Genomic DNA, 22,957 nt, shown 5'->3' on the forward strand with positions numbered 1-22,957 from the left:
TTAGAAGCCAAGCTTAATTTTAATTCGGTCAGCACACTAGACAATGATTCAAAAAATGCTATAGTTTAGAGTGATATACACATTGATTCAATACAGGGACAGAAGAAGGTATCTGCATAGTGTTGCAGCAAATTTTCTAACTGCTTAAACAGCAATTACCGTGCTGAAAACGAAGCTCTTCCTTGCCGTGCTTAATTTTTTCAGTTTCTAACATAAATATATTAGGAAGCTTTTTTATAGTGTGTATATATGCTTTGCTATCTGTTTTCATTTCCCTCTTATTAGAACCAATTCAGCAAACTTACTGCATGTTTGCTGTGCAAAGTATTCATCAGTTGACTAAAAATTTGAAATACGCTACAGTTATCAAAATAAATTTTTCTGATTCAGGAGGGTTTTATGAAGAAAATTAGAAATATGGATGTAGAATGGAGTTATTCAGGAGACAGAGGAACGGAACACTGGCATACTCTGTGCGACTGGTTTGCTCAGGGAGCAGCTTTTCCCGATCAGTCACCAATCATGCTTTCAGAAAAAATAATAGATGAAAAAAAATCGTCAGTAGACAGCCTGACATTCCACTATATAGAGGAAACCTTTACCGAAAAGGAATTTAAAAATACCATGCATTTTGTTCCGCCAAATACAGAAAGCTATGTTGTTCATCAGAATCAGCAGTATCGTTTAACAGACATTCACTTTCATACACCGAGTGAACATCTGCTTCAAGAGGTTCAATATCCAATAGAATTTCACCTTGTTCATATGAATGAGGAAGGACAAAATCTGGTTGTCGGCTGTCTTTTTGAACTTGTAGATAAAACAGAAAAGTTTTCTAAATTGAAAAGACTGCTTGAAGTGAGTGAAAGAGCACATGATTTTGTTTTTAATCCTGTTCTTTTTTTGCCAAATGAGCGTACACACTATCATTACATAGGATCGCTGACAACACCTCCTACGAAAGGCCCGATTCCATGGTTTGTTTTTCGACAAGTAGAAGAAATTGATCGTCAGCTGGTTAAAAACTTAAAAAAAGATATGTTGGAATTTAATAATCGGCCGATACAAAGCAGAAATAAGCGAAAGATTTATTTGGTTGAATAATGGAGAAAACACATGAATATTAAACAAATGAAATATGTGGTGGCTGTGGCAGATAATGGCAGTTTTCGTGAAGCAGCAAAAAAGCTGTTTATTACACAGCCGAGCCTTTCTAATGGAATCAAAGAGCTGGAAGACGAATTAGGTGTGAACTTGTTTACACGAACTAATAAAGGGGCTTTGCTGACAGAAGAGGGTATTGCCTTTTTAGAATCTGCTGAGAAAATTTTGACCCAACTATCTCTGCTTGAAAATCGCTATCAACATCAGCAAAAAGAAACACGTTTTTCCATTTCTTCCCAACATTATGATTTTTTAGGTGGTATAATGGCAAAAACAGTTCAGAAGTTTGGCAATCAGTATAAAGAATTTCGTCTTTTTGAGACAACGACATTGAAAGTTATTGAGGATGTAAAAAGTTATCACAGTGAACTTGGCATCTTGTATTTAAATAGCAGCAATCGCTCTGGCATTAAACGCCACCTATCTGGAACTAATTTAATATATGATGTGGTCGGCTGCTTTGATACTCATATTTTTTTAGGCAATCATCATCCCCTTGCTCATAAAAAAGAATTAACACTTGAGCAGTTGGTACATTATCCTCAGGTTCGATTTATTCAGGAGGGCAGTGAATTTTCGTATTTGTCTGAAGATCTGGTGGAAGAAAATGAACAGGATATAGTTATTAGTGTGAACGATCGTGGAACGTTGATGAATATCTTGGCTGAAACCAATTCTTATGCCTCAGGCTCTGGAATTCTTACGGGATTTACCAAGAAGGAGATTAAATTGATCCCTCTTGTTCAGGAAGAAGAGAACAAAATCTGTATTATTTATCAGAAGAATCAACAAAAAAGTGCTATTTTAACTTATTTTATTAATGAGCTAAAAACAATTATCTCTAAGTAAAAATACGATGTTTGACTGAGATTTTTCTCAGTCTTTTTTTATTTTCCTAAGTTGGAGAATCTGGATTTTCGATTTGTTTTTAATAATCTGTTGAAAAATTTATTTTTTGCGTATCTTTATTACGACAGGAGATGATTAAAATAAGAATACAGCTTGATTATTCAGAATTACTTCGCATTTCTTCAGAACTTTACAGGCAGGAAGAGAAATATGAAGAGTGTATAAGCAGTTTGGATGAGATGCTCCTAACAGTTCCGCAATTTTGGGAAGGAAGTGCAGCTGAAGCCTATTGTCAAAGATTTGAGAATCTAAAACCAAGCTTTGAAGAGACGCGAAAAATAATTGAAATTTTGCAGAAGCAAATCAAGGAGTCGATCATGGTAATGAAAGAAAGAGATCATATACTTGCCGGTAAGCTGGACTTTTAATATCAAAATAGAGGAAAGGAGAAAAGAAGCATAAAAGAACAAGAATATTTGTTTGAGAATAGAGCTTTACAGCAGCAGATCTTTGATATTGAGGATCAAATTAGAAAAAAGGAACAGGATTTGAACGACTTATACCATTTAAAAAAACAACATACTGCACAGATGGATGACATCAGTTGGAACTTTTACGAACGAAACAGAAGAATTGAACAGGTTTCATCCGATGCGTTCGATCTGAATTTTTATCGCGGGTACAGAGAATTTATGGGTAAACTGATACTTGAGAGTAAAAAATATTATCAAAAATCAGAAGAAGAGCACTTGGCAATTACTCGAATCATCTATCAATTGGAACAGGAGATAACCGATTTAAAGCAGCAAAGAATCAGAAATGAATCTCAATTATTTTCCTTAACTAATTTAATGAAGCTGGAAAGGGCTGAGGGATATGGCTAATAAAGAATTGCTCATTGCTGATGCCGAATTTATTTTCGCTGAAAAATCTTTAATCACCTATTTAATAGCGATCAGTGAAATATGCAATGAAGTTCAGGAAATTCTTATATCTGTCACCACGCAGGCTTTAGAGGATCAGCAGATTTCTGCAAGACTTAAACAGTTTGCTGATCAGATAGCCTGTATCGCGGGAAAAGCTGAAAATCTTGCGGAAACATTAAACGGAAAAAGCTATTTATTTATTGAAGAAATCGATCAAAAGGATCAATTCATTTATTAAGGAGGATGAGATGGAGAAAATAAGTTTAGAGACTGATGAAATGGCTTTGCTTAAAAATCGCTTGATGAGCATCAGTGTAAAAGTAAATGAAATTTCCTGTGGAGGATATGTTACCGAACATTTGTTTACACAAAGTCAGGGACAGGCAACAGAGATGCTAAACCAGTGTTTGGCTATTCTTGTTAAAGGTGCAGATGAGCTTCAACTAATTACCGACAAATCAATCAGATTTTTAGAAGAAATCATTGAAGGATTTACGGAAACAGATCAGGTACAGGCTAAAAAAATAACTGGAGAATAAATAGAAGAAAAGTAAAAGGCAGCTAATAACTGGAATGGGTTTGGAATGAATGGAATCAGAATGTAGACAACACAACATGTAAGCCTATTCTGAAAAAGATAAGAAAAGAGGCCCCTTTTTGAATGTCAGCAGTTTTATAAAATGAGTGATATATTCAATTTTAACTATTTAGGGATGAGACGAAAATGCAAAGATTTTTTGTGACCATTGTTTTAGTACACATACTTTTAATGGGGGGATGTAAACGGATGAACGAAACAATCAACCAGAAATTGCCATCGCGTGAGGAAGTTAAGACAGAAATATTACAGTATTTAGAAGAAAAGTATAAAGAAGAATTTATTTCTCATTCAATCGAATATCGTTCATGGTCTCAGCCGAACCATGAGAGCATGCTTGCCTATCCAAAAGAAGGCGATCCTGAAGAGTCTTTTGTTGTTTACCGTTATGAAGATGGGCAGCATTATGAAGATGGATATATCGGTTATTTGATGAAGCCGTTCTATTATGAATTATTTGATGACATAATAAAAGATTATTTTGATAAATATCAGCTGGTTATTCATTATAACCAGGTTTACCCCAATTTTTTTACAAAAGAGACGACCTTTCCGGAGTTTCAAAAGTATGCAAACAAAAGCACAACAATTATGGGGGTACTTTATGTTCCTGTGACATCAGAAAAGGATAAAGAGAAGCTGGAAAATAAACTTTTTGAAATAGTAGAAAAAATAAAAAAAGAAAACGTTGCTATTGGAATAATCAGTATTAATGCGTATCTTGAAGCAGATTACCAGAAGGATATAGAAAATGACAGATTTGAAACAAAGAAGAACGGTGATAACTATCCTACCGAAAGCCTGCTTTTTGAGTTAAGAGAATCTTGGGGAAAAGTAGATAGAACTGAAGGCAGGGAAGATAAGTAGTGGCACAGCCGACAGAAAGTGAATTACTAATTCTGAATGCCATAATTTATACAAATGATTTTGTTAATCAGGCAGAAAACATGAGTATTTATGAATGGGCGGTACAATTTGATTCAGATAATCTGGATGACAGTAGAAAACCGGCTGAAATGTCTAAAACTGAATTTCAAAAAGTCATTCACACAATTAAAGAAAATAAATCTATATATCATCAGATGATTGTAAGAGATATAAATAATGAACAATACGCAAATGAAAGCGGTTCTCAGAGGGTAACGAATGCGGCCGTTGCGTATGGGGAGGATTTAATCATCCTATATAAAGGAACAGCTGGAGATTTGGAGTGGCGTGATAATGGGATTGGCGGCTATACAAAAATAACAGATACAGAGCAGCAAAAACTGGCATTAGATTATTTTGACAAGATGAGAATTCAACATGGAAGAGATAAAATCTATGTATCCGGGCACTCAAAAGGTGGGAATAAAGCCCAATATATAGGTGTATTAAGAGGTGAGCAGCTAGAACATGTTTACTCGTTTGACGGTCAGGGATTTAATCAGAGCTTTTTACTAAAATATAAGCAACAAATTGAAGTAAATAAAAATAAAATCACCAATATTAGTAATGAATATGACTTTGTAAATATTTTATTGTTTCCTATAGCCGGCAACCGCAAATATATTTCTTCAACCACAAGTTTGGGAATCATGGACAAAAGCTCCTTCGCTCTAAGCAGCAGTGAACATGTAACTATTGAGAAGTTAAGGGAGGAGAGGTTTGGTCAAGGAAAGGCTGTGTTGGAATGGGCAAAAATTGTAGGCGGAAATATAGCTGCACACAAAGCAGGTGCCTGGCATTCTCCCTATTCAATGTTTGTAGTCACGAAACAGGATACGTTGATTCTAAATGATGTCACAGAACAAAGCACAGCCATGAAAGAAGTACAGAGATTACTGCTGTATTTTAACAAATATATGCGTGAAGAGGATTGGTGCTACGTTTGCTATTCGGTAATGTCTGCGGTTCAGAGTGGAGATAAAGCGTATGGAGAAGATTATTCAAAAATGCCTGACGGATTTATAGAGAGAACAATGACTTTAACAAAAGGATATTTGCAGAAGCAAAAGGGGATCGACAGTTCCGAAGTATTTTTGTTTCTAAACTCTATACTTGGATTAAACATTGGCAGCCTAATGATCAGCAGCATCACAGGATATGGTTATGATGGATTAACTGGAACAAGCTTTACAGACTTGACACGGGATTTCACTCACCGTACCAAAGATCAGCTGCTGGCATTAGTGGAAGAAGTAGAAGACGAACCATTTTGGGATATCACGAAATGGGATGTCTTTTATCGTATTGACCAATATTTTTTAGGTGGGATAGATTTTCCGGGAAACAGCAAGGAACTGATGAACTATTATCGGAAAATCATAGATATTCAGGAAATTTCTGCAATGGAGATTCATCGGATTTTTGATGAGGTATATGAAACAGAAGCAAAATTTGCTCAAGAAATGGAAGAGGTTAAAAATAGCGCGGAGGAAATTTTATCGTCTTTAAAAGAAATTTCCAGAAGGATTACTTAAAAAAGACAAAAGAGACAGAACAAAGATCTAAATTTTGTACTGATGGAACTGCTTCAGTTTCCATCCAATACTTAAGATTAGACCTAGCTTCTCTGTCTCAATCTTGGTTATTTACTGACAAAGTTTGCCAATACAGCTGCTACTCTTTTCATTTCTTCCTCTGTACCGATAGAAATCCGAAGAAATTTTTTCAGGCGTTCCGGCTTGGTGAAGTAGCGGACAAAGATATTTTTTTCTTCGAGATATTGGAAGAGCTCATTCATTTTGACTTTATCGTGTGAAACAAGGACAAAATTTGTTTGAGAAGGTAAAGAACGGAAGCCGCTTTCCTCAATTTTCTGAGAAAACCAGTCTCTGGTTTGGCAAATCTTGCCCGTTATTTTTTGATAATATTCACTATCTTGAATTGCAGCAGTTGCCAGTGCTTCAGCAAGCATGTCAACTGAATAGGGATTAAACGAAGATTTTACACTTTCCAAAATAGCAATATATTCAGGATTTCCCATTGCATATCCAATTCGGAGACCGGCAAGTGACTGGGATTTTGAGAGTGTATGAATAATAATCAGATTAGGAAATTCATCTAGTAAAGAAGTCATCGAATCTTCCGCAAATTCTATATAAGCTTCATCAAGAATAACAATTACATCAGAATGGTTTTTTAACAATTCTCTGATTTCATTTTTTGTTTTAAATAAACCTGTCGGTGCATTGGGATTGGTGATTATAAGACCGCCATTTATTTGATTGTAATCGGAAAAATCAATTTCAAAGTTTTCATTCAAAGGAATCTCTTTAAAAGGAATAGAGAATAAATCTGCCCAGACTTTATAGAAACCATAGGTAATGTCAGGGAAGAGAATCGGATCACCACTGTTAAAAAAAGCCAGAAAACAAAAAGCCAGCACCTCATCAGAACCATTGCCAATCATCAGCTGTTCAGGAAGAACATTGTGTTTTGCTGCAAGAGCCTCTTTCAAAGGTTGGTTATCCAGTGAGCTGTAAAGTTTTAGCTTATCTGTTTTAAAGTTCTTAAGGACTTCGGAAACTTTAGGTGATGGCGGATAGGGATTCTCGTTTGTGTTTATTTTTATCATTCCGGAAATATTCGGCTGGGTTCCCGGTATATAAGGAGCTATTTTTCGAATGCCTTTCATTTGTCCACTGCCTCTCTACTATAAGGTTCAATTTTCTCTACTATAAAGAAAAGAATCTTTAATTGCAAGCTGAAAATGAGAATACGGATAGTAAATGATTCGGATTTTAAATAGGATTTTCATTTTCAAAAAGAATATGGTACTATAATGTGCAAGTGAAAAGGAGCGATAATGATGGATTTAACACAAAAGTTTAACTCACAGGTTTATAAAATTTCTGTCTCAACTATTCGACAATTTGATGAGCAAGTTTCATCAATTCCTGATATATTGAAGCTGACCCTGGGAGAACCTGATTTCAATACACCCGAACATGTGAAAACAGCGGGGCAGCAGGCAATCGAAAATAATTTTTCTCACTATTCGGGTATGGCCGGACTTTCAGATGTTCGAGAAGCAGCAGCCTGTTTTATGAAGGAAAAATATGGACTTTCATATGATCCTTTTTCTGAGATATTAGTAACTATTGGGGCAACTGAAGCTATCTCAGCAAGTTTGCTGGCTATTCTTGAACCTGGGGACAAAGTACTGTTGCCTGCCCCCATCTATCCTGGCTACGAACCGGTTATTACGTTGGCTGGGGCTGACCCTGTTTATATTGATACAACCTCTAATGGCTTTGTGCTAACACCGGAAATGGTTGATCAGGCGATGGCGGTTCATGGGGAGTCCGTAAAAGCGGTCATATTAAATTATCCAAGTAATCCAACTGGAGTTACGTATAATCGGGCCGAAGTTCAGGCTCTGGCAGAAGTTTTAAAGAAATATCCGGTATTTGTAATTAGTGATGAGATATACAGCGAACTGACTTATGATAATTCTCATGTGTCTATTGCGGAGTATATTCCACAGCAAACAGTTGTTATCAACGGTCTTTCTAAATCGCATGCAATGACTGGCTGGCGTATTGGCTTTATCTTCGCCAGTAAAGAATTTACTGCTGAAATCATTAAAGTCCATCAGTATTTAGTTACAGCTGCATCAACTATTTCTCAAAAAGCAGCTGTCAGAGCACTTGTTGAAGGAATGAATGATGGACTGATTATGAAGGAAGAGTATCGAAAACGACGAGACTTTGTCTATGATAGGATGTCATCTTTGGGATTTGAGATTGCACGGCCAAATGGAGCTTTTTATATTTTTGCTAAAATTCCAGACGGCTATGAACAAGATTCAATGGCATTCTGTTTGGATCTGGCGAACAAATGCGCACTCGCACTTATCCCCGGGATCGCCTTTGGTCCGGAAGGCGAAGGATACATCCGCATCAGCTATGCTGCTGATATGGAACGTCTGGAAGAAGCAATGAAGCGTATGGCTGTCTATATGAATCGATAATTGATAAAATGCTGTTTCTCACTAAAAAAGAAACAGCATTTTTTTGCTTATGTAATCGAAGCAGCTGATTTACATGCTAACCATTTTTGAAAGTTCAAGGTGAGAGAAAGCTGTCTTTCGAAGCTGTTCAAAAGATAAGAACAGCATGGATTTATTGAGCTTTCTTGTTTTTAGTCGACTAAAGTCAGTAGACTACACTTAATTTTTACATTCTTTACGTGAAATTTACAGAAAGTTGGATGAGGATTAACAATCACCTGTTAGACTGTGCTTGTAACTAATTATGAAGGAAGTGTCGAAATGAAAAAAGGATTATTAACGACTTTAGTGATTACTGCTGGGGTGCTTTTAGCAGGCTGTAACAGTTCTAACGGAAGTGAAGCTTCTAATTCCGGCTCGGCATCAAGCGATCCGATAAAAATTGTAGCTGTTGGTTCAACCGCTTTGCAGCCACTTGTTGATACGGCTAAGGATCAGTTTGTTGAAGATGAACCAAATTATTCCATTTCGGTTCAAGGGGGAGGAAGCGGAACAGGACTTTCTCAAATTGCTGACGGAGCTGTTACAATTGGAAATTCAGATGTATTTGCAGAGGAAAAATCAGGGATCGATGCTTCTAAACTGGTGGACCACAAAGTAGCTGTTGTTGGTATGGGACCGGTTACCAACAAAGATGTTGGTGTAACTGAGCTGACAAAAGAGCAGCTGATTGAAATTTTTACAGGAAAAGTAACTAATTGGAAAGAGGTTGGCGGTAAAGATCAGGAAATCGCAGTGATTAATCGACCTTCAGGAAGTGGTACCCGAGCAACATTTGAAAAGTGGGGACTTGATGGAGCACAAGCAGTAAAATCGCAAGAACAGGATTCTTCAGGAACTGTCCGACAAATTGTTGCTCAAACACCTGGAGCAATCAGCTATCTGGCATTTTCATACATGGATGATACCACCGTGGCATTAAGCTTGGATGGAGTAGAACCAAAAGAAGAAAATGTGGCTGACAATTCTTGGCCAATCTGGTCCTATGAGCATATGTATACGAATGGCGAGCCGGATGCTGGAGTAAAGAAATTCCTTGATTACATGGTCAGTGACGATGTTCAGCAAACCATTGTTAAAGAGTTGGGCTATCTGCCGATTACAGATATGAAAGTAGAAAGAAGTGTTGATGGTGAAGTAACCAAAAACTAAAGGCAGCGAATAATAAACTGTTTGAAATGATAACTAACTCCTAATTAAAAGAGCAGCTGAAAAGCTGCTCTTTTTTGAGTACAGAGAGCCGGAAATAACCTATAACCCCAAAAAAGGTAGCGAGTGTCAATTTCGCTACCTTTTTTGCTTCTACACAGACTAATAGTTATTGAAATGACTTGTCGCACCAAGCTTATCAAAAATATCTAAAAATATATTTTCTCGTCAAAAAATTGACAGTATTCATTTTTCGCTCATAATCTTAATTACTCCCTTGCTATCCTATTTCCTACATACAATGTTTTAATAGGCAAAACATTTGAAATTGTCTCTTTGGAGATGTTTTCAGTCGCTTTAAGTGGATTTCAATACCCTTGATATAATATGTATGTTTCTAACAAGACATTTATGTCATTTACAAAATAATATACTCATAATAAAGTAAAACTTATATTTATTAATAAGTGAGGAGCTGTTGATACAAATAAATGAAAACGGTTTTTAAACTATTCATATTTGTTGTGTTGATTCTAGTATTCTTAGCAGGGTGTACTAACAAGAAAGGAAATTATCAAATGAATTCATATGTTGACGAACAGCCTCCAGAAATTTTAGAAGGTAGAATAACATATATATCCGAAAAGAATGAGATGGAAATTTTAATTTTGAATAATAAAACTAAGGAACTTTCTACTTTAGTTTTAGATTTTTCTGATGTTATCTTTGATAAAAATGGTGAGTCGGCTTCTCTAGACAGTGTGAATAAATTCGTTAGTATGTTTACAGTAAATGATCAGATAGAATTAACATATGGAAAAGGGACAATTGATTCTGATACAAGAGTTTATAAAATAAACTCGTTAAGTAGCATAAAAAAAGTAAATTAGATAGGGGATTTTTTATGAAAAGGTCAAAAATTTTATTCAGTATTTTTTTTGTTATAGCACCTTTTTTTATAAATTTAGATGTTGCCCGTGCAGAAACTGTTTCGTTTTCTGATGATAATGTTTCAAAAATTGAAGAAGGAGCGGAAGTTGTTGGAAATGAAGAGGTAGCGTCTAGGCTGGCTTTAGATTTTGCTAAAACTATTGAACCAACGCTAGATTTAACTATCGGTTCGACGACTCCTATTCGGGATGTTGAGGGTGTAACGGTTGGTTATGATATTGCCTTTAATTTAGATACAGAGCAATATGGCTATGTAATCATTGATTTTAGATTGCAAGATGATTATATTTCTCAGTTTAGTATAGAGCGAGGAGTTCCTGATTATTATACTCAAATGACAAAACAGCTTTCAAATGAAGTTAGTGATGATACGAATGCTGAAATTTTAGAGACGATGCCTACAGAGTATAATGTAGTAGTTGAAGACGAAGTATTTAGGTCCGATGGTGAAGAGTTAACCTTACAAGAATTTGAGAACTATCAAGATTCTGTAGCTGAGGAGGCTTTAAATGTTGTTGAAGAATCTCAAAAATACGCTACTTCAGCAATGTATGGTCATTCATCTGAGTTTTTCATAGATTATCCTTCTGATTTTCAGATGTCTTCAGTATACTACCTTAGACAGTTTAATTCTATTACTCAGGATTATACGCTGAAAGTTAACAAAAAGTATGCCTGTGCGGTAGTTGCATTAGCTACAATTGCAAGTTCTTACAATTTTTATAGTACAGCTGTAGAAAGTCAATATAAAGCTGCTTATGATAGATTATGGACTCTTGCCTATACAAGTAATGAAGGTTTGACACAAACTCGTTATATCGGACCAGCACTAGTTAATTATGCAAGGGAGAAAGGTGTAACATTAACACAGACTACAACGCCTTCCCCAAGCTTTGTGTTAATTCAAAATGCTATTGCTCAGAGTTATCCTGTAGCACTTAGTGTCTTTTATAATAAAACAAATGGTGGTGGAGTTTCAGGTCACACAGTATTTGTTCAGGGAACAATGACTGGTAAACGAGGGCAAACAATGAATAATTTCATTATATTATCAAATGGTTGGACGGCTTCTGCCACATATATGAATTATTCAACAGTTCCGTCCACTTTGTATTCATATGAAGCTGCTATTTGGAAAGGAAAAAAATTATTCTATTAGCAATGTAAAAGCAGTCAGAATAAATAACCTATAACCCAAAACAACTGACCATCACCGTCAGTTGTTTTTCTTTATTATAAATAAATAGCCTTGTGTTGCAACAAAATACACTGTGTGCGATTATAAATAGAAAGTTGAATCCTTTATCGACTTATTATTATTTTTCCGCTATACAGACTGTAGACAAAAAGGAGTTGGTAATCAAACCAGCTCCTTTTTGTCTACAGTCTGTTCTGTCCATTTTAATAGACAGATAGACTTTCGATGAAAAAATTTGCCGTTTAGAAATTGATGAGATCGAAACGAAGTGTAGTGAAAACCGTAGACGCAGAAAAATGGATACAGCGTAATGTTTTGTCTCGAGAATCGTTAGACGCGTAGAGACAGCAGTTCTGGAAATAAGTCGAACGATACTGAAAATATGAGTAGCTCCAGGGAGGTATCAATTCACAGCTAGTCATTTTATGACTAGTGTTCCTTGACAATTTTCGTATAGTCCGACTTATTGACATAAATCACTACGATTGACCTGTCAGAGTAGATGATACCTACCTGGTTCTTGAGATAGAATACTTCTGCTCCTGCGGTTACTCGTCGCACAAAAAGCTTGCTCCTGCAGTTACTCGTCGCATGGAGAAGCTTTGTCACAACCTCTGATGAACGGCGCCATGAAGAAATTGATCGAATTATCCAGCGTTTGTATGAAGATCATTTATCTGGAAAACTGACTGATGAATACCTTATGAAGATGAGCCAGACTTACGAGAAAAAGAACAGAATCAATTAGCTAAACCATTTCAATAGTCAAAGAGAGCCTTTCTACGTAGGAAAATCAAAGCTTAGATGTTTCACGGTTTATGGATAGAGTAAAAAAATATACTCGACTGGAAGCTCTAAACGTGGAGAGTGTTAACGAGTTACTAGATAAGAATGTGATTCACAAGCCCGAAGGGACAAAGCGAAACCGCATCTTGACTATTGACATCTTTATCGGCAATCTGAAAGACTAAAAAGTGAGTAGTGTTACGGTTACTCACTTATCTGAATATTAACGACTGCTACGTGACTGGACAGCTAAAGCTGCTCTTTTTTGAGTACAGAGAGCCGGAAACGATATTCACAATCTGAACCCTTGATAAACTCAGTGTTTACAGAGGTTTGTGAAAAAGTTACAATAGAGAGGAAGGGACGTGAAGATTTGGAAAATGAATTAAAGGATTTGTTGCCTGAGATTTGGTGGGAGCGTTATAAAGAAACGAAGCGTGAGTTTATTAAGCTGAAAATCAGTGATAGGGGGTCACTTGATCTGGCTGCAAGCAAGGCTGGCGGTGTGGGGTATTTACCAGTTGACCAGGACTATCCAAGAAACAGAGATACAGGGGTACCTTTGTTTTTGTTGGCTCAGATTAACTTTGAAGAGCTGCCTAAACTGGACGGATTTCCTCAAAAAGGAATTCTCAGCTTTTATGTGGATTACACAGATGATTTAATGGGTTTAGATTTCTCTGATCAAACAAATCAGATCGGTTTCAGAGTTTTGTATTTTGAAGACTGCTCAAAAGGTTCATATACAAGAGAACAGCAGCTTGCTATTTTGGTAGAAGCAGAAGAAGCAGGCGAACTCTATAAAGTGGTTAGTGGAGAATTCAAAATGGAAGGAACAAAAGAAAGTCAATATCAATGCGGAGATAATTTTGATTTTGAAAACAAATTTGGGAAAGATCTGTTTGACTGGCTGGCAGATGTGGCTGAAAATGAGGAACAGAAAGAAAAAATCTATAATAAATTGACTAAAAGAGCTTCCGGCAGTAAAATCGGCGGCTATTCATACTTTACACAACAAGATCCAAGAACAGATGATACCTATGATGTGCTGTTGTTTCAATTGGATAGTGAATCAAAAAATGGGAGCTGGCCAATTATCTGGGGAGATGTTGGTATTGGTAATTTCTTTATCAATTATCAAGAATTAAAAGAGAAAAACTTTTCCAATGTCCTATACAACTGGGATTGCAGTTGAAGTTATCAGAAAATAAAAAATTATTTGTAAATAAACAAGCAGTTGAGGGAGAAGCATTTTTTTATGCGCTCCTTCTAACTGCTTTGCTTTTTTAGGTTCTATAATATTTTGTGTTGGTGGAAAATCTGCCAATATTTTTTAACATAGAACCTTTTTTATAGTGGAAGAGAGAGTGTAAAAAGTGAGCCAATGCCGGGATAGCTTTCAACGGTCACTGTACCGCCAAGAAGTTCACTATAATTTTGAACAATCGCCAATCCTAAACCTGTTCCGCCAGAATTACGGGTTCTCGCCTTATCAACTCGATAAAATCGCTCAAAAATCCGTTTTTGATCCTCTAAAGGTATGCCTAAACCAGTATCCTGTACAGAGAAATTCAGGTGCTGATCTATAGTATCAAAAGTCACTGTAATGTGTCCCTCTATAGTAGAATATTGAATTGCATTTTCAATCAAATTCTTAATGATAGGCTGGAACAGCTCATAAACAGTAGTGAAGGACAGCGTTTGATCCCCTACAATTTCAATTTGGATTTTTTTCTCTGCAATCGATTTTTGATAAGATTGAATGATTTCGTTTGTAAACGGATAGAGATGAATCGCTTGCTTTTCATACGAATTTTTTGAATCTCTGGAGAGAAGAATAATTTCCTGAATCAGGCGCTCCAAACGATACGCATCTTTTTGAATTATTTCAAGAAACTGATTTAGTGTCTCCGGATCTTCTTTGGCACCATCCAGAAGCGTTTCAGTAAAACCGATTAGAGAAGTGACCGGCGTTTTCAGTTCGTGAGAAACATTTCCTACAAAATCCTTTTGGATTTTTTCCAATCTGCGTACTTGAGATAAATCATAAGCCACACCAAAAATTTGATGGTTGTTAAAATCATTATCAAAATAGTGCAGTGACAGATCGATTATTCTTTCTTCATTACTGCCGGCTAAACTGATTTCCTGCTGAACATTTTTTTCTTCAGTAATTGCCTGATTAATTAAATGAATCATAGTAGGATCGTTAATCGTTTTTAAGTAACTTTCTTTTTCCGCTGGCTTTCCGGTAAACATTAGAAAGTCACGCATAACTGCATTGATCAATTCCAAGTTACCATTTTTATCAATGATAAAGACCCCGATCATTAACCCGTTCAGCAAACTATGCAGCTGTTCTTCTGTAGAAGTATATGCTCGATAGGTTTCGCTCATTTGATGGCTAAGTTCATTCGCAGTCTCATAAAGTTCATTCCACTCCGAAGATTCCTGAATAATAGATCTATTTTTTTCAGGATCTTTAATCATTCGTTTTAAAAAAGGGAGTACCGTTAATAATGGTTTGTTTTTCTGACGGATCATCAATAAAATAAAAATAGTGAGGATTAAAAACAGCAAACTAAAAATACTGATGAGAAAATTACGAAAGGTTCGAATGCTTCCTGAGAATTTACTTGCTTCTTCAGAAACTCGAATGATGCCAATTAATTTGCCATCGGATTTTATTGGTAATGCAAGATAGAGCAGATCAACATTTAAGGTTGTACTGATACGATGAGATGAGCCAAAATCAGCACCTGCAATAACAGCTTTTATTTCCGGTCGTTGCGCTCTGGTCTCATCCAAATTTTTATCCGTTGTGTCATAGAACAATTCCCCTTCGCTGTTTAGCAGGCTGATTCGTTCTTCATTGCTTTCTGTATACTCTTTCAACAGATTACTTTCCTGTGCGGTCAGGCTTTCCTGCAAAAATACGTTGTCTGTAAGCTGTTTACTTAGAAATGTTGTTTTCTTTTGAAGATAGGATACTTGTTGAGACATTAATTCTCTTTTGAAAAAAGAGTTAATCGTAAAAATGCTGACAAAAAACAGAATCAGCATCAATGAAACGGCCAGAAAATACTCCAAACGCTGTCTTTTATTCATTTTTTAGGCTCCTGAAAACGGTAGCCAAATCCTCGAACAGTCAATAAATACGCTGGACGCTTTGGATCTCTTTCAATCTTATCCCGCAGATGACTGATATGAACATCCACAATCCGACTTTGACCGGAAAAATCATACTGCCAAATTCGTTCAAGCAGGGTATCCCGATTGATGACGCGATCCTTTCTCTTCATAAAGTAAACAAGCAGTTCAAATTCTTTCGGTGTCAGTTCAATTTTTTGTCCTCGCACCACTACTTCATAGTTTTCTTCATCAACTTCAATTTCACCAACAACAAGCTGTGTTTTAGGGTTTTCTGAAGGCGTATCAGCTGAAGATATGGGTTTCTGTATTCTGCGGAAAATTGCTTTCATCCGCGCCAATACTTCCCGTGGGCTGAACGGCTTGGTCAGATAATCATCTGCTCCAATTTCCAGTCCAATAATTTTATCTACCTGATCATCTTTGGCTGTAAGAATTAGAATTGGGGTTTCGATCCGCTCTCTGCGAAGAGCTTTTGTAATCTCCAAACCATCCATCCCGGGAAGCATGACATCCAGTATAATAAAATCATAGACATTGGCCAAAGCCATTTCATAAGCTTTAGTTCCAGTTTCTGCTGTGGATACTTTATATCCGTCTTTTTCCAAAGTAAATTGCAATAAAGTTAAAATGGATGGTTCGTCATCTACAACTAATACGTGTTTCATGAATGTTCTCCTTTTAATTATTGAAGCAACCGCCTTTCCATACTCAACAGTCGGTTACTGTCATTTTGTTGGTCCGATAGCCCCATTCCTAAGCCGATAAATCAGCAAGGACTGCGGTTCTCCTTTTAATTATTGAAGCAACCGTCTTTCCATACTCGACAGTCGGTTACTGTCATTTTGTTGGTCCGATAGCCCCATTCCTAAGCCGATGAATCAGCAAGGACTGCGGTTCTCCTTTTAATTATTGAAAGCAACCGCCTTTCCATACTCGACAATCGGTTACTGTCATTTTGTTGGTCCGATAGCCCCATTCCTAAGCCGATGAATCGGCAAGGACTGCGGTTCTCCTTTTAATTATTGAAGCAACCGTCTTTCCATACTCAACAATCGGTTACTGTCATTTTGTTGGTCCGATAGCCCCATTCCTAAGCCGATGAATCGGCAAGGACTGCGGTTCTCCTTTTAATTATTGAAGCAACCGTCTTTCCATACTCAACAGTCGGTTACTGTCATTTTGTTGGTCCGATAGCCCCATTCCTAAGCCGATGAATCGGCAAGGACTGCGGTTCTCCTTTTAATTATTGAAGCAACCGCCTTTCCATACTCGACAATCGGTTACTGTCATTTTGTTGGTCCGATAGCCCCATTCCTAAGCCGATGAATCGGCAAGGACTGCGGTTCTCCTTTTAGGATCGATTGATGATATCTGCATCAATCTCATTCGAAATAATCTTTCTGCCTTTCTTTATTCTATCATAGTTTTAATGGATCAGAATAGGATTATCTCTGTAGGAAACCTTAAGTTGATGGTATAATAGACTGAATAGAAAAAACAATGTTCATGAAAAATCAACTGGACTATTTTTCAGCAAATGGAAACTGTTCTTATGTTTTTGGTGACAGGAAAATAAAGGAAACATGAAAAGGAGAGAAGCGGCTTGATTGGAATCAGTGCCTGTTTGGGAGGAGTCTCCTGCAGATATGACGGAAATGCTAAACCAATCGTTGAGTTGAGAAAACTGATTGACAGTAAGAAGGCAGTACTTGTCTGTCCAGAAGTGATGGGCGGCTTATCAACACCTCGAGAGCCCTCAGAAATCAGTACTGGAGATGGTCGAGATGTCTGGTTGGGAAATGCACGTGTGATTACAGCTTCTGGAATTGATATTACAGAAGCTTTTAAGCAGGGAGCAATAGAGGCCTATAAAAAGCTGAAGGAAAAAGGCGTAATCAGTATTCTTATGAAAGAAAACAGTCCATCTTGCGGCAAGCTGAGAATTTATGATGGCAGTTTTTCTGGTATAACCAAGAACGGGATAGGGGTTGCAGCGGCATATTTTGAACAGAAGGGAATCAAAGTTGTTCCGGAAAATGACTGGAAAAAATTTTTGGAGGAAGCAAATTTACATGGCTGAAAATGAACAATTGAAAATATTTAATCAAAAATATGAACAAATTGGAACAGCAAGTCGTGCTGAAGCACATGAAAAAGGATTGTGGCATGAAACGTTTCATTGCTGGTTCTATACGATGGATCAGGGAGATCTGATTATTTATTTTCAGCAGCGTTCCCTTCAAAAGAAAGATTTTCCCAATCAACTGGATATTACTGCTGCAGGACATTTGTTGTCAAATGAATCTGTTTTGGACGGATTTCGTGAGGTAGAAGAAGAGTTGGGTGTAAAATTAACACAGGATGAACCGGAAAAGCTTGGGGTATTTATTGTAGCAATTGATTTAGGTGATTTTGTTGATAATGAGTTTACCAATGTATTTGTCGTTAACAAAGCATTATCACCAGGCTCTTTTTATCTTCAGGAAGAAGAAGTGTCTGGACTATACCCGATAAGACTAAAACAATTCAAAGAAATCTTCTACGGGAAACGTACAGCTATCACAATAGATGGAATCTCTCAAAAAGAGGGAAGGCAATTTTCTGATCGAAAGACATTCGCAATAAAGGATTTCTGTGCGAATGCTCTGAGCTACTATGATCAGCTGATACTCTCGTTTGAAAAAATTCTTGAAAATCAAACGAAGACTCTTGACTAATCGAAGTGAAATCGGTAACCTAAAAGGGATTATGATGGAGGAAGAGAAGCATGGAAATCGAAAAGACGAACCGTATGAATGCCCTGTTTGAATTTTACTCCACTTTGCTGACAGAAAAGCAGATGAATTACATGGAACTGTATTATGCAGATGACTTTTCTCTGGGCGAAATTGCTGAAGAATATCAGGTCAGCCGACAGGCAGTATATGATAATATTAAACGTACCGAAAAGATTATTGAGGAATATGAAAGAAAGCTGCATTTATACTCTGATTATATCGTAAGAGGAGAAATACTCGATAAACTAAAAAGATACTCTGCAGAGACGTATCCCAAAGATGAAACACTAGTCACTTTGATCGAACAAATTCAGGAAATAGAGGAATGATACTATGGCTTTTGAAAGCTTAACAGAACGCCTGCAACAGGCGATGAGCAAACTGCGTCGTAAAGGAAAGGTTTCCGAAGCTGACGTAAAGGAAATGATGAGAGAAATCCGACTGGCTTTACTGGAAGCCGATGTCAATCTCCAAGTAGTAAAAGATTTTACAAAGCGTGTCAGAGAGCGTGCGGTTGGTGTCGAAGTGCTTGAAAGCTTGTCGCCAGCTCAACAGATCGTTAAGATAGTTGATGAAGAATTAACGGCAACTCTGGGCTCTGAAACGGTTGGATTAAATAAATCGCCTAAAATCCCAACAGTAATAATGATGGTGGGGCTGCAGGGGGCAGGTAAAACAACCTTTGCCGGAAAATTGGCAAATCAGCTGATTAAAAATGAAAATGCCCGCCCGCTGATGATTGCGGCCGATGTATATCGCCCTGCTGCGATTGATCAGTTGAAAGTTTTGGGACAGCAGCTGGATGTGCCGGTCTTTGATATGGGCACAGATACAAATCCTGTTGAGATTGTGAAACAGGGGATGGCGCTAGCTGCTGAGAAGAAAAATGATTATGTTCTAATAGATACAGCTGGACGACTCCATATTGATGAAGCTTTGATGGGCGAACTGCAACAGATTAAAGAAGTTGCCAAACCAAATGACATTCTTCTGGTTGTTGATGCAATGACTGGTCAGGATGCTGTTAATGTAGCCGACAGTTTCAATCAGCAGCTAGGTATCACCGGTGTGGTTATTACAAAACTTGACGGAGATACTCGAGGCGGTGCTGCATTATCTATTCGTGCAGTGACTGGTGCGCCGATTAAATTTATCGGTTCAGGCGAAAAGCTGACTGATTTGGAAATTTTCCATCCCGATAGAATGTCCAGCCGGATTTTGGGGATGGGTGATATGCTCACGCTGATTGAAAAAGCACAGCAGGACTATGATGAGAAAAAGGCTGAAGAGCTTGCTCAGAAAATGAAGGAAAACAGCTTTGATTTTAATGACTTTATTGAGCAGATGGATCAGGTTATGGGGATGGGACCTATTGAGGACCTGTTGAAAATGATTCCGGGAATGAGCGGGATGCCTGGGCTGGAAAATATACAGGTAGATCCTAAAGATATGGCACGCAAAAAAGCGATGGTCCAATCCATGACACCGGCAGAACGTGAAGATCCTGATTTGTTGAATCCGAGCAGACGCCGCCGAATCGCTGCGGGGTCTGGAAATTCAGTTGTTGAAGTCAATAAAATGATTAAACAGTTCAAGGAATCAAAAAAAATGATGCAGCAGATGTCCAACGGCAATATGAACATTCCGGGAATGGATCAAATGTTCGGCGGCGGTGTCAAAGGAAAACTTGGAAAAATGGCTATGAATCGTATGGTCAAGAAAAACAAGAAGAAAAAAAAGAAGAAGAAAAAATAAGCAAATTTAATAATAGAGGGGAAAGACAGCGATATAAAAAGTGGTCTTTCCTCTTTTTTAGAGAAAAGTGGGTTTGGTTATGGATTTTATATGGAGGAATTCAAATGGAAAAATGTGACTGGGCAAAAGTCAGTTCAACTATGGAGCTCTACCATGATCAGGTGTGGGGAGTGCCAATTTATGATGACCGTCTATTGTTTCGCAAACTGGTTCTTGACATCAATCAGGCAGGATTAAGCTGGCAGACAATACTGAATAAGTCAGATGCTTTTGATCTGGCTTTTGACTCATTTGATATCGACACGGTTGCAGAATATGATCAGAATAAAATAGAGGAGCTTTTGAAAAATAAAGAAATTATTCGTAATCGCAGAAAAATTGAAGCTGCAATTCACAATGCTCAGATAGTTAAAAAAATCCAGAAAGAGTTCGGCAGCTTTTCTGATTACCTGTGGAAGTTTGTTGATTATAAGCCTCTGGATACACAACAATATAAGAATGTACCGATTCCTGCAACCAGTGAATTATCAGATGCAGCGAGTCAGGATATGAAAAAACAGGGATTTAAGTTCATTGGAAGCACAATTATTTATGCTTATTTTCAGGCGGTTGGAATAATCAATGATCACGTTGTGGAATGTTATCGACATGATGAGTTGCAGTCTAAAAATAACAGCTGAAATGAAAGGTATCGTGACAGAATTCTTTCACTTAATTACTATTATCTTCCGAAAGCTACAGTTCAGGCAGCAATCGGCAGTATTCCATTAACTATGGGAATTCATAACGGAGAAATGATGTTGACAGTTGCGGTTCTCTCAATTCTTATTACCGCACCGATGGAAGCTGTCGGAATGGATGTATTTTATAAAAAAATGCTGGCTAAGGATTGGAATGAAAATGAATTTCCTTCTTAGGATATGATAATCATTTGTAAAATATGAAAAGAACTCTCCTTTATCTATCATCATGTAAACAACGGGTAAAGGAGAGAATAAATTTTAGCTGTTTGCTTCAGTAAATGAAATGAAGGCATCTACAATTACCTGAAGGAAACTCATCGTTCCTTCAACAAGCGTTCCATCATCAGTGATTAATTGAGTGACATTTCCTATATACGCTTCCGGCTGTTGCAATGTCGGAACATTAAGGAAGACAAGTGACTGTCTTAAATGATGATTTGCTCCAAAAGCACTCAGAGCACCGGGGGAAACGCTGACAACCAACCCAGGTTTTTTATCCCAGACATTTTGACCATAAGGACGCGAGCCGACATCCAAAGCATTTTTTAAAACTCCTGGAACAGAACGATTATATTCAGGTGTAAAGAAGGCCACCGCATCCAGCTGTTTCACCTGATTTCTAAAAGTTTTCCAAGCCTCTGTTGGTCTTTTTTCATCATCTAGATCCTGATTGTATATTTCTAAAGGCGCCAAATCGATAAATTCAGCTTCATAACCATCTGGCAGCAGACCAGCCAGTGCATTTGCGACCTTTCTAGTATAAGATCCTTTTCTTAAACTTCCTACAAAAAATCCGATTTTTTTTACCATACCTAATTCCTCCATTCTGAAAAAGATTCTATCTTCATACTAGGACTGATGCTATATTATTGCAAGCAAAAGGGCTTTACAAGGCGATTGTATTCTGAATTTCAGTCACGTATAATCGATATAACAGGTGAGGAGGGATTGCTGGTTGAAAAATGAAATTATCTGGAAGAGGAAACTGACGAAAGAAGAAAGACGCCAAGTGTCAGAATTGCTGAAGCAGGTTGAAAATATACAAAGTGTTTATCATAAGTTGGATCTTAATTTTTCAGAAGAAGAAAAATCCTATGCAACACATCTTCTTTATTGGGAAGGGGATCAACTGAAGGGGTATGTCTGGTGCACAAGCTTCGATGTATCATCACTTGAGGCAACAATGATTGTTCCAGATTCCAAGGTTGTACTTAGCGTTTTGCTAAAAGAGGTTAAGCTGTATTCAGAGAAGAATAACATTAAAGAAATTCTTTTTATTGTAGATTCCTCACATTTGTTTTTGACTAAATATCTGATTAATAATCAGTGTAAACTGCTTTTCTCGGAATATTATATGAAATTTCAAATGGATACTTTGGTTGACAGCTTGTCTGCAGCTGTTTCTCTGGTTCAACCAAAATCGGTGAATTTGCCTGATTTAGAGCTTTTGCTAGAAGGGGAACCTTTAGAAGAAGACCTTATCAATACATTGATTTATAAAGAAGAAGGGGAACTGTTGGCTTGCATTCGTTTGGAGGAAGCTTCTGGTTTGTGGGGAATTTACGGCTTTGTAGTAAATGCGAATTATCGAGGCAAAGGAATAGGCAGAAAAGTTCTGTCTGCTGTCCTTCATTCAATTAAGGAAAAAAATCCTGCTGGTATTTATTTAGAAGTTGAGACTAAAAATGTTCCTGCCTACCAATTGTATTTATCAGAGGGATTTCAGGTGAGAAATCAATATAATTATTATGTGTTAAAGTATTAGTATGTTGACCGAATTAAAAATAAGTTATGTTTCTAATCCAATTCACAGAGCCTCTAGACGATTAACGGTTCAGCAGAACAGGCACTTGGTTATATTCAGAGACTGGAGATCGAGTTGATTAAATAGTGCGGAGATTGAATGTCTGCA

25 protein-coding genes and 1 pseudogene are annotated in these 22,957 nt (G+C 37.2%); 21 read left to right on the forward strand and 5 right to left on the reverse strand.

The genetic code is table 11. The annotated features are described in order from the left end of the window. Positions 1–399: 399 nt before the first annotated feature. From LI951_RS00640 to LI951_RS00675, 8 genes are all read left to right on the forward strand, one after another. Positions 400–1,104, forward strand: coding sequence for a carbonic anhydrase family protein (locus LI951_RS00640; RefSeq protein WP_202066057.1), 705 nt, complete (start codon positions 400–402; stop codon positions 1,102–1,104). 12 nt (positions 1,105–1,116) lie between these two features. Further along, positions 1,117–2,013 carry a LysR family transcriptional regulator gene (locus tag LI951_RS00645; protein ID WP_202066059.1) on the forward strand — a complete coding sequence of 299 codons (897 nt, stop codon included), beginning with the start codon at positions 1,117–1,119 and terminating at the stop codon, positions 2,011–2,013. Positions 2,014–2,144: 131 nt separating this feature from the next. Beyond that, positions 2,145–2,441, forward strand: a complete 297-nt coding sequence (locus LI951_RS00650) for a WXG100 family type VII secretion target (protein ID WP_202066061.1) — start codon at positions 2,145–2,147, stop codon at positions 2,439–2,441. Between the two features lie 48 nt (positions 2,442–2,489). Further along, a complete protein-coding gene (locus tag LI951_RS00655) occupies positions 2,490–2,897 on the forward strand; it encodes a hypothetical protein (RefSeq protein WP_202066069.1) in 408 nt (135 codons plus the stop codon). Continuing rightward, entirely contained in the window at positions 2,890–3,177 is a 288-nt protein-coding gene (locus LI951_RS00660) for a hypothetical protein (protein WP_202066077.1), read from the forward strand. The genes LI951_RS00655 and LI951_RS00660 overlap by 8 nt, the downstream gene beginning before the upstream one ends. A 10-nt stretch (positions 3,178–3,187) precedes the next feature. Beyond that, complete coding sequence (locus LI951_RS00665; protein ID WP_202066079.1) at positions 3,188–3,478, forward strand: hypothetical protein; 291 nt, start codon at positions 3,188–3,190, stop codon at positions 3,476–3,478. A gap of 248 nt (positions 3,479–3,726) precedes the next feature. Then, positions 3,727–4,404, forward strand: coding sequence for a hypothetical protein (locus LI951_RS00670; RefSeq protein ID WP_229440945.1), 678 nt, complete (start codon positions 3,727–3,729; stop codon positions 4,402–4,404). After that, complete coding sequence (locus LI951_RS00675; RefSeq protein ID WP_229440946.1) at positions 4,404–5,999, forward strand: Mbeg1-like protein; 1,596 nt, start codon at positions 4,404–4,406, stop codon at positions 5,997–5,999. The genes LI951_RS00670 and LI951_RS00675 overlap by 1 nt, the downstream gene beginning before the upstream one ends. A 107-nt stretch (positions 6,000–6,106) precedes the next feature. On the opposite strand, the gene hisC is transcribed toward LI951_RS00675, so the two are convergent. Next, positions 6,107–7,156, reverse strand: a complete 1,050-nt coding sequence (hisC, locus tag LI951_RS00680) for a histidinol-phosphate transaminase (RefSeq protein WP_229440947.1) — start codon at positions 7,154–7,156, stop codon at positions 6,107–6,109. Positions 7,157–7,330: 174 nt separating this feature from the next. Between hisC and LI951_RS00685 the strand changes: the two genes are divergently transcribed. The 4 genes from LI951_RS00685 to LI951_RS00700 all read left to right on the forward strand — a co-directional run bounded on the left by LI951_RS00685 (position 7,331) and on the right by LI951_RS00700 (position 11,792). Then, entirely contained in the window at positions 7,331–8,494 is a 1,164-nt protein-coding gene (locus LI951_RS00685) for a pyridoxal phosphate-dependent aminotransferase (protein WP_202066088.1), read from the forward strand. A gap of 300 nt (positions 8,495–8,794) precedes the next feature. Further along, entirely contained in the window at positions 8,795–9,685 is an 891-nt protein-coding gene (locus LI951_RS00690) for a phosphate ABC transporter substrate-binding protein PstS family protein (RefSeq protein ID WP_229440948.1), read from the forward strand. 575 nt (positions 9,686–10,260) lie between these two features. Then, complete coding sequence (locus tag LI951_RS00695) at positions 10,261–10,572, forward strand: hypothetical protein (RefSeq protein WP_229440949.1); 312 nt, start codon at positions 10,261–10,263, stop codon at positions 10,570–10,572. A gap of 14 nt (positions 10,573–10,586) precedes the next feature. Further along, on the forward strand, positions 10,587–11,792 hold the full coding sequence (locus tag LI951_RS00700; RefSeq protein WP_229440950.1) for a hypothetical protein: 1,206 nt from the start codon (positions 10,587–10,589) through the stop codon (positions 11,790–11,792). 468 nt (positions 11,793–12,260) lie between these two features. Here LI951_RS00700 and LI951_RS15025 read toward each other — a convergent pair whose 3' ends face one another. Then, positions 12,261–12,392, reverse strand: a complete 132-nt coding sequence (locus LI951_RS15025) for a hypothetical protein (RefSeq protein WP_267491675.1) — start codon at positions 12,390–12,392, stop codon at positions 12,261–12,263. A 239-nt stretch (positions 12,393–12,631) separates the two neighbouring features. Between LI951_RS15025 and LI951_RS00705 the strand changes: the two are divergent. Both LI951_RS00705 and LI951_RS00710 read left to right on the forward strand, forming a co-directional pair. Further along, a pseudogene (locus LI951_RS00705) lies at positions 12,632–12,802 on the forward strand (DUF4368 domain-containing protein); the annotation flags it as partial. A 188-nt stretch (positions 12,803–12,990) separates the two neighbouring features. After that, on the forward strand, positions 12,991–13,812 hold the full coding sequence (locus LI951_RS00710) for a YwqG family protein (RefSeq protein ID WP_229440952.1): 822 nt from the start codon (positions 12,991–12,993) through the stop codon (positions 13,810–13,812). 155 nt (positions 13,813–13,967) lie between these two features. Here LI951_RS00710 and LI951_RS00715 read toward each other — a convergent pair whose 3' ends face one another. Next, positions 13,968–15,725, reverse strand: coding sequence for a sensor histidine kinase (locus LI951_RS00715; protein ID WP_229440953.1), 1,758 nt, complete (start codon positions 15,723–15,725; stop codon positions 13,968–13,970). Then, positions 15,722–16,435 carry a response regulator transcription factor gene (locus LI951_RS00720; RefSeq protein WP_229440954.1) on the reverse strand — a complete coding sequence of 238 codons (714 nt, stop codon included), beginning with the start codon at positions 16,433–16,435 and terminating at the stop codon, positions 15,722–15,724. The genes LI951_RS00715 and LI951_RS00720 overlap by 4 nt, the downstream gene beginning before the upstream one ends. 938 nt (positions 16,436–17,373) lie before the next feature. Between LI951_RS00720 and LI951_RS00725 the strand changes: the two genes are divergently transcribed. From LI951_RS00725 to LI951_RS00750, 6 genes are all read left to right on the forward strand, one after another. Next, positions 17,374–17,850, forward strand: a complete 477-nt coding sequence (locus tag LI951_RS00725) for a DUF523 domain-containing protein (RefSeq protein WP_229440955.1) — start codon at positions 17,374–17,376, stop codon at positions 17,848–17,850. Continuing rightward, entirely contained in the window at positions 17,843–18,487 is a 645-nt protein-coding gene (locus tag LI951_RS00730) for an NUDIX hydrolase (RefSeq protein ID WP_229440956.1), read from the forward strand. The genes LI951_RS00725 and LI951_RS00730 overlap by 8 nt, the downstream gene beginning before the upstream one ends. A 50-nt stretch (positions 18,488–18,537) precedes the next feature. After that, on the forward strand, positions 18,538–18,876 hold the full coding sequence (locus LI951_RS00735; protein WP_202066115.1) for a putative DNA-binding protein: 339 nt from the start codon (positions 18,538–18,540) through the stop codon (positions 18,874–18,876). A gap of 4 nt (positions 18,877–18,880) precedes the next feature. After that, positions 18,881–20,302, forward strand: a complete 1,422-nt coding sequence (gene ffh, locus LI951_RS00740; protein WP_202066117.1) for a signal recognition particle protein — start codon at positions 18,881–18,883, stop codon at positions 20,300–20,302. Positions 20,303–20,406: 104 nt separating this feature from the next. Further along, a complete protein-coding gene (locus LI951_RS00745) occupies positions 20,407–20,982 on the forward strand; it encodes a DNA-3-methyladenine glycosylase I (protein WP_202066119.1) in 576 nt (191 codons plus the stop codon). A gap of 93 nt (positions 20,983–21,075) precedes the next feature. Further along, the gene (locus LI951_RS00750) at positions 21,076–21,219 is read left to right on the forward strand and encodes a hypothetical protein (RefSeq protein ID WP_202066120.1); all 144 of its coding nucleotides are present in this window, start codon (positions 21,076–21,078) and stop codon (positions 21,217–21,219) included. An 84-nt stretch (positions 21,220–21,303) separates the two neighbouring features. On the opposite strand, the gene LI951_RS00755 is transcribed toward LI951_RS00750, so the two are convergent. Then, positions 21,304–21,855: an NADPH-dependent FMN reductase gene (locus LI951_RS00755; protein WP_229440957.1), complete on the reverse strand. Its 552-nt coding sequence runs from the start codon at positions 21,853–21,855 to the stop codon at positions 21,304–21,306. 145 nt (positions 21,856–22,000) lie between these two features. Between LI951_RS00755 and LI951_RS00760 the strand changes: the two genes are divergently transcribed. After that, complete coding sequence (locus tag LI951_RS00760; protein WP_229440958.1) at positions 22,001–22,810, forward strand: GNAT family N-acetyltransferase; 810 nt, start codon at positions 22,001–22,003, stop codon at positions 22,808–22,810. Positions 22,811–22,957 lie beyond the last annotated feature (147 nt).

It is taken from the genome of Enterococcus sp. BWT-B8 (assembly GCF_020567625.1).
GTDB lineage: Bacteria > Bacillota > Bacilli > Lactobacillales > Enterococcaceae > Enterococcus_L.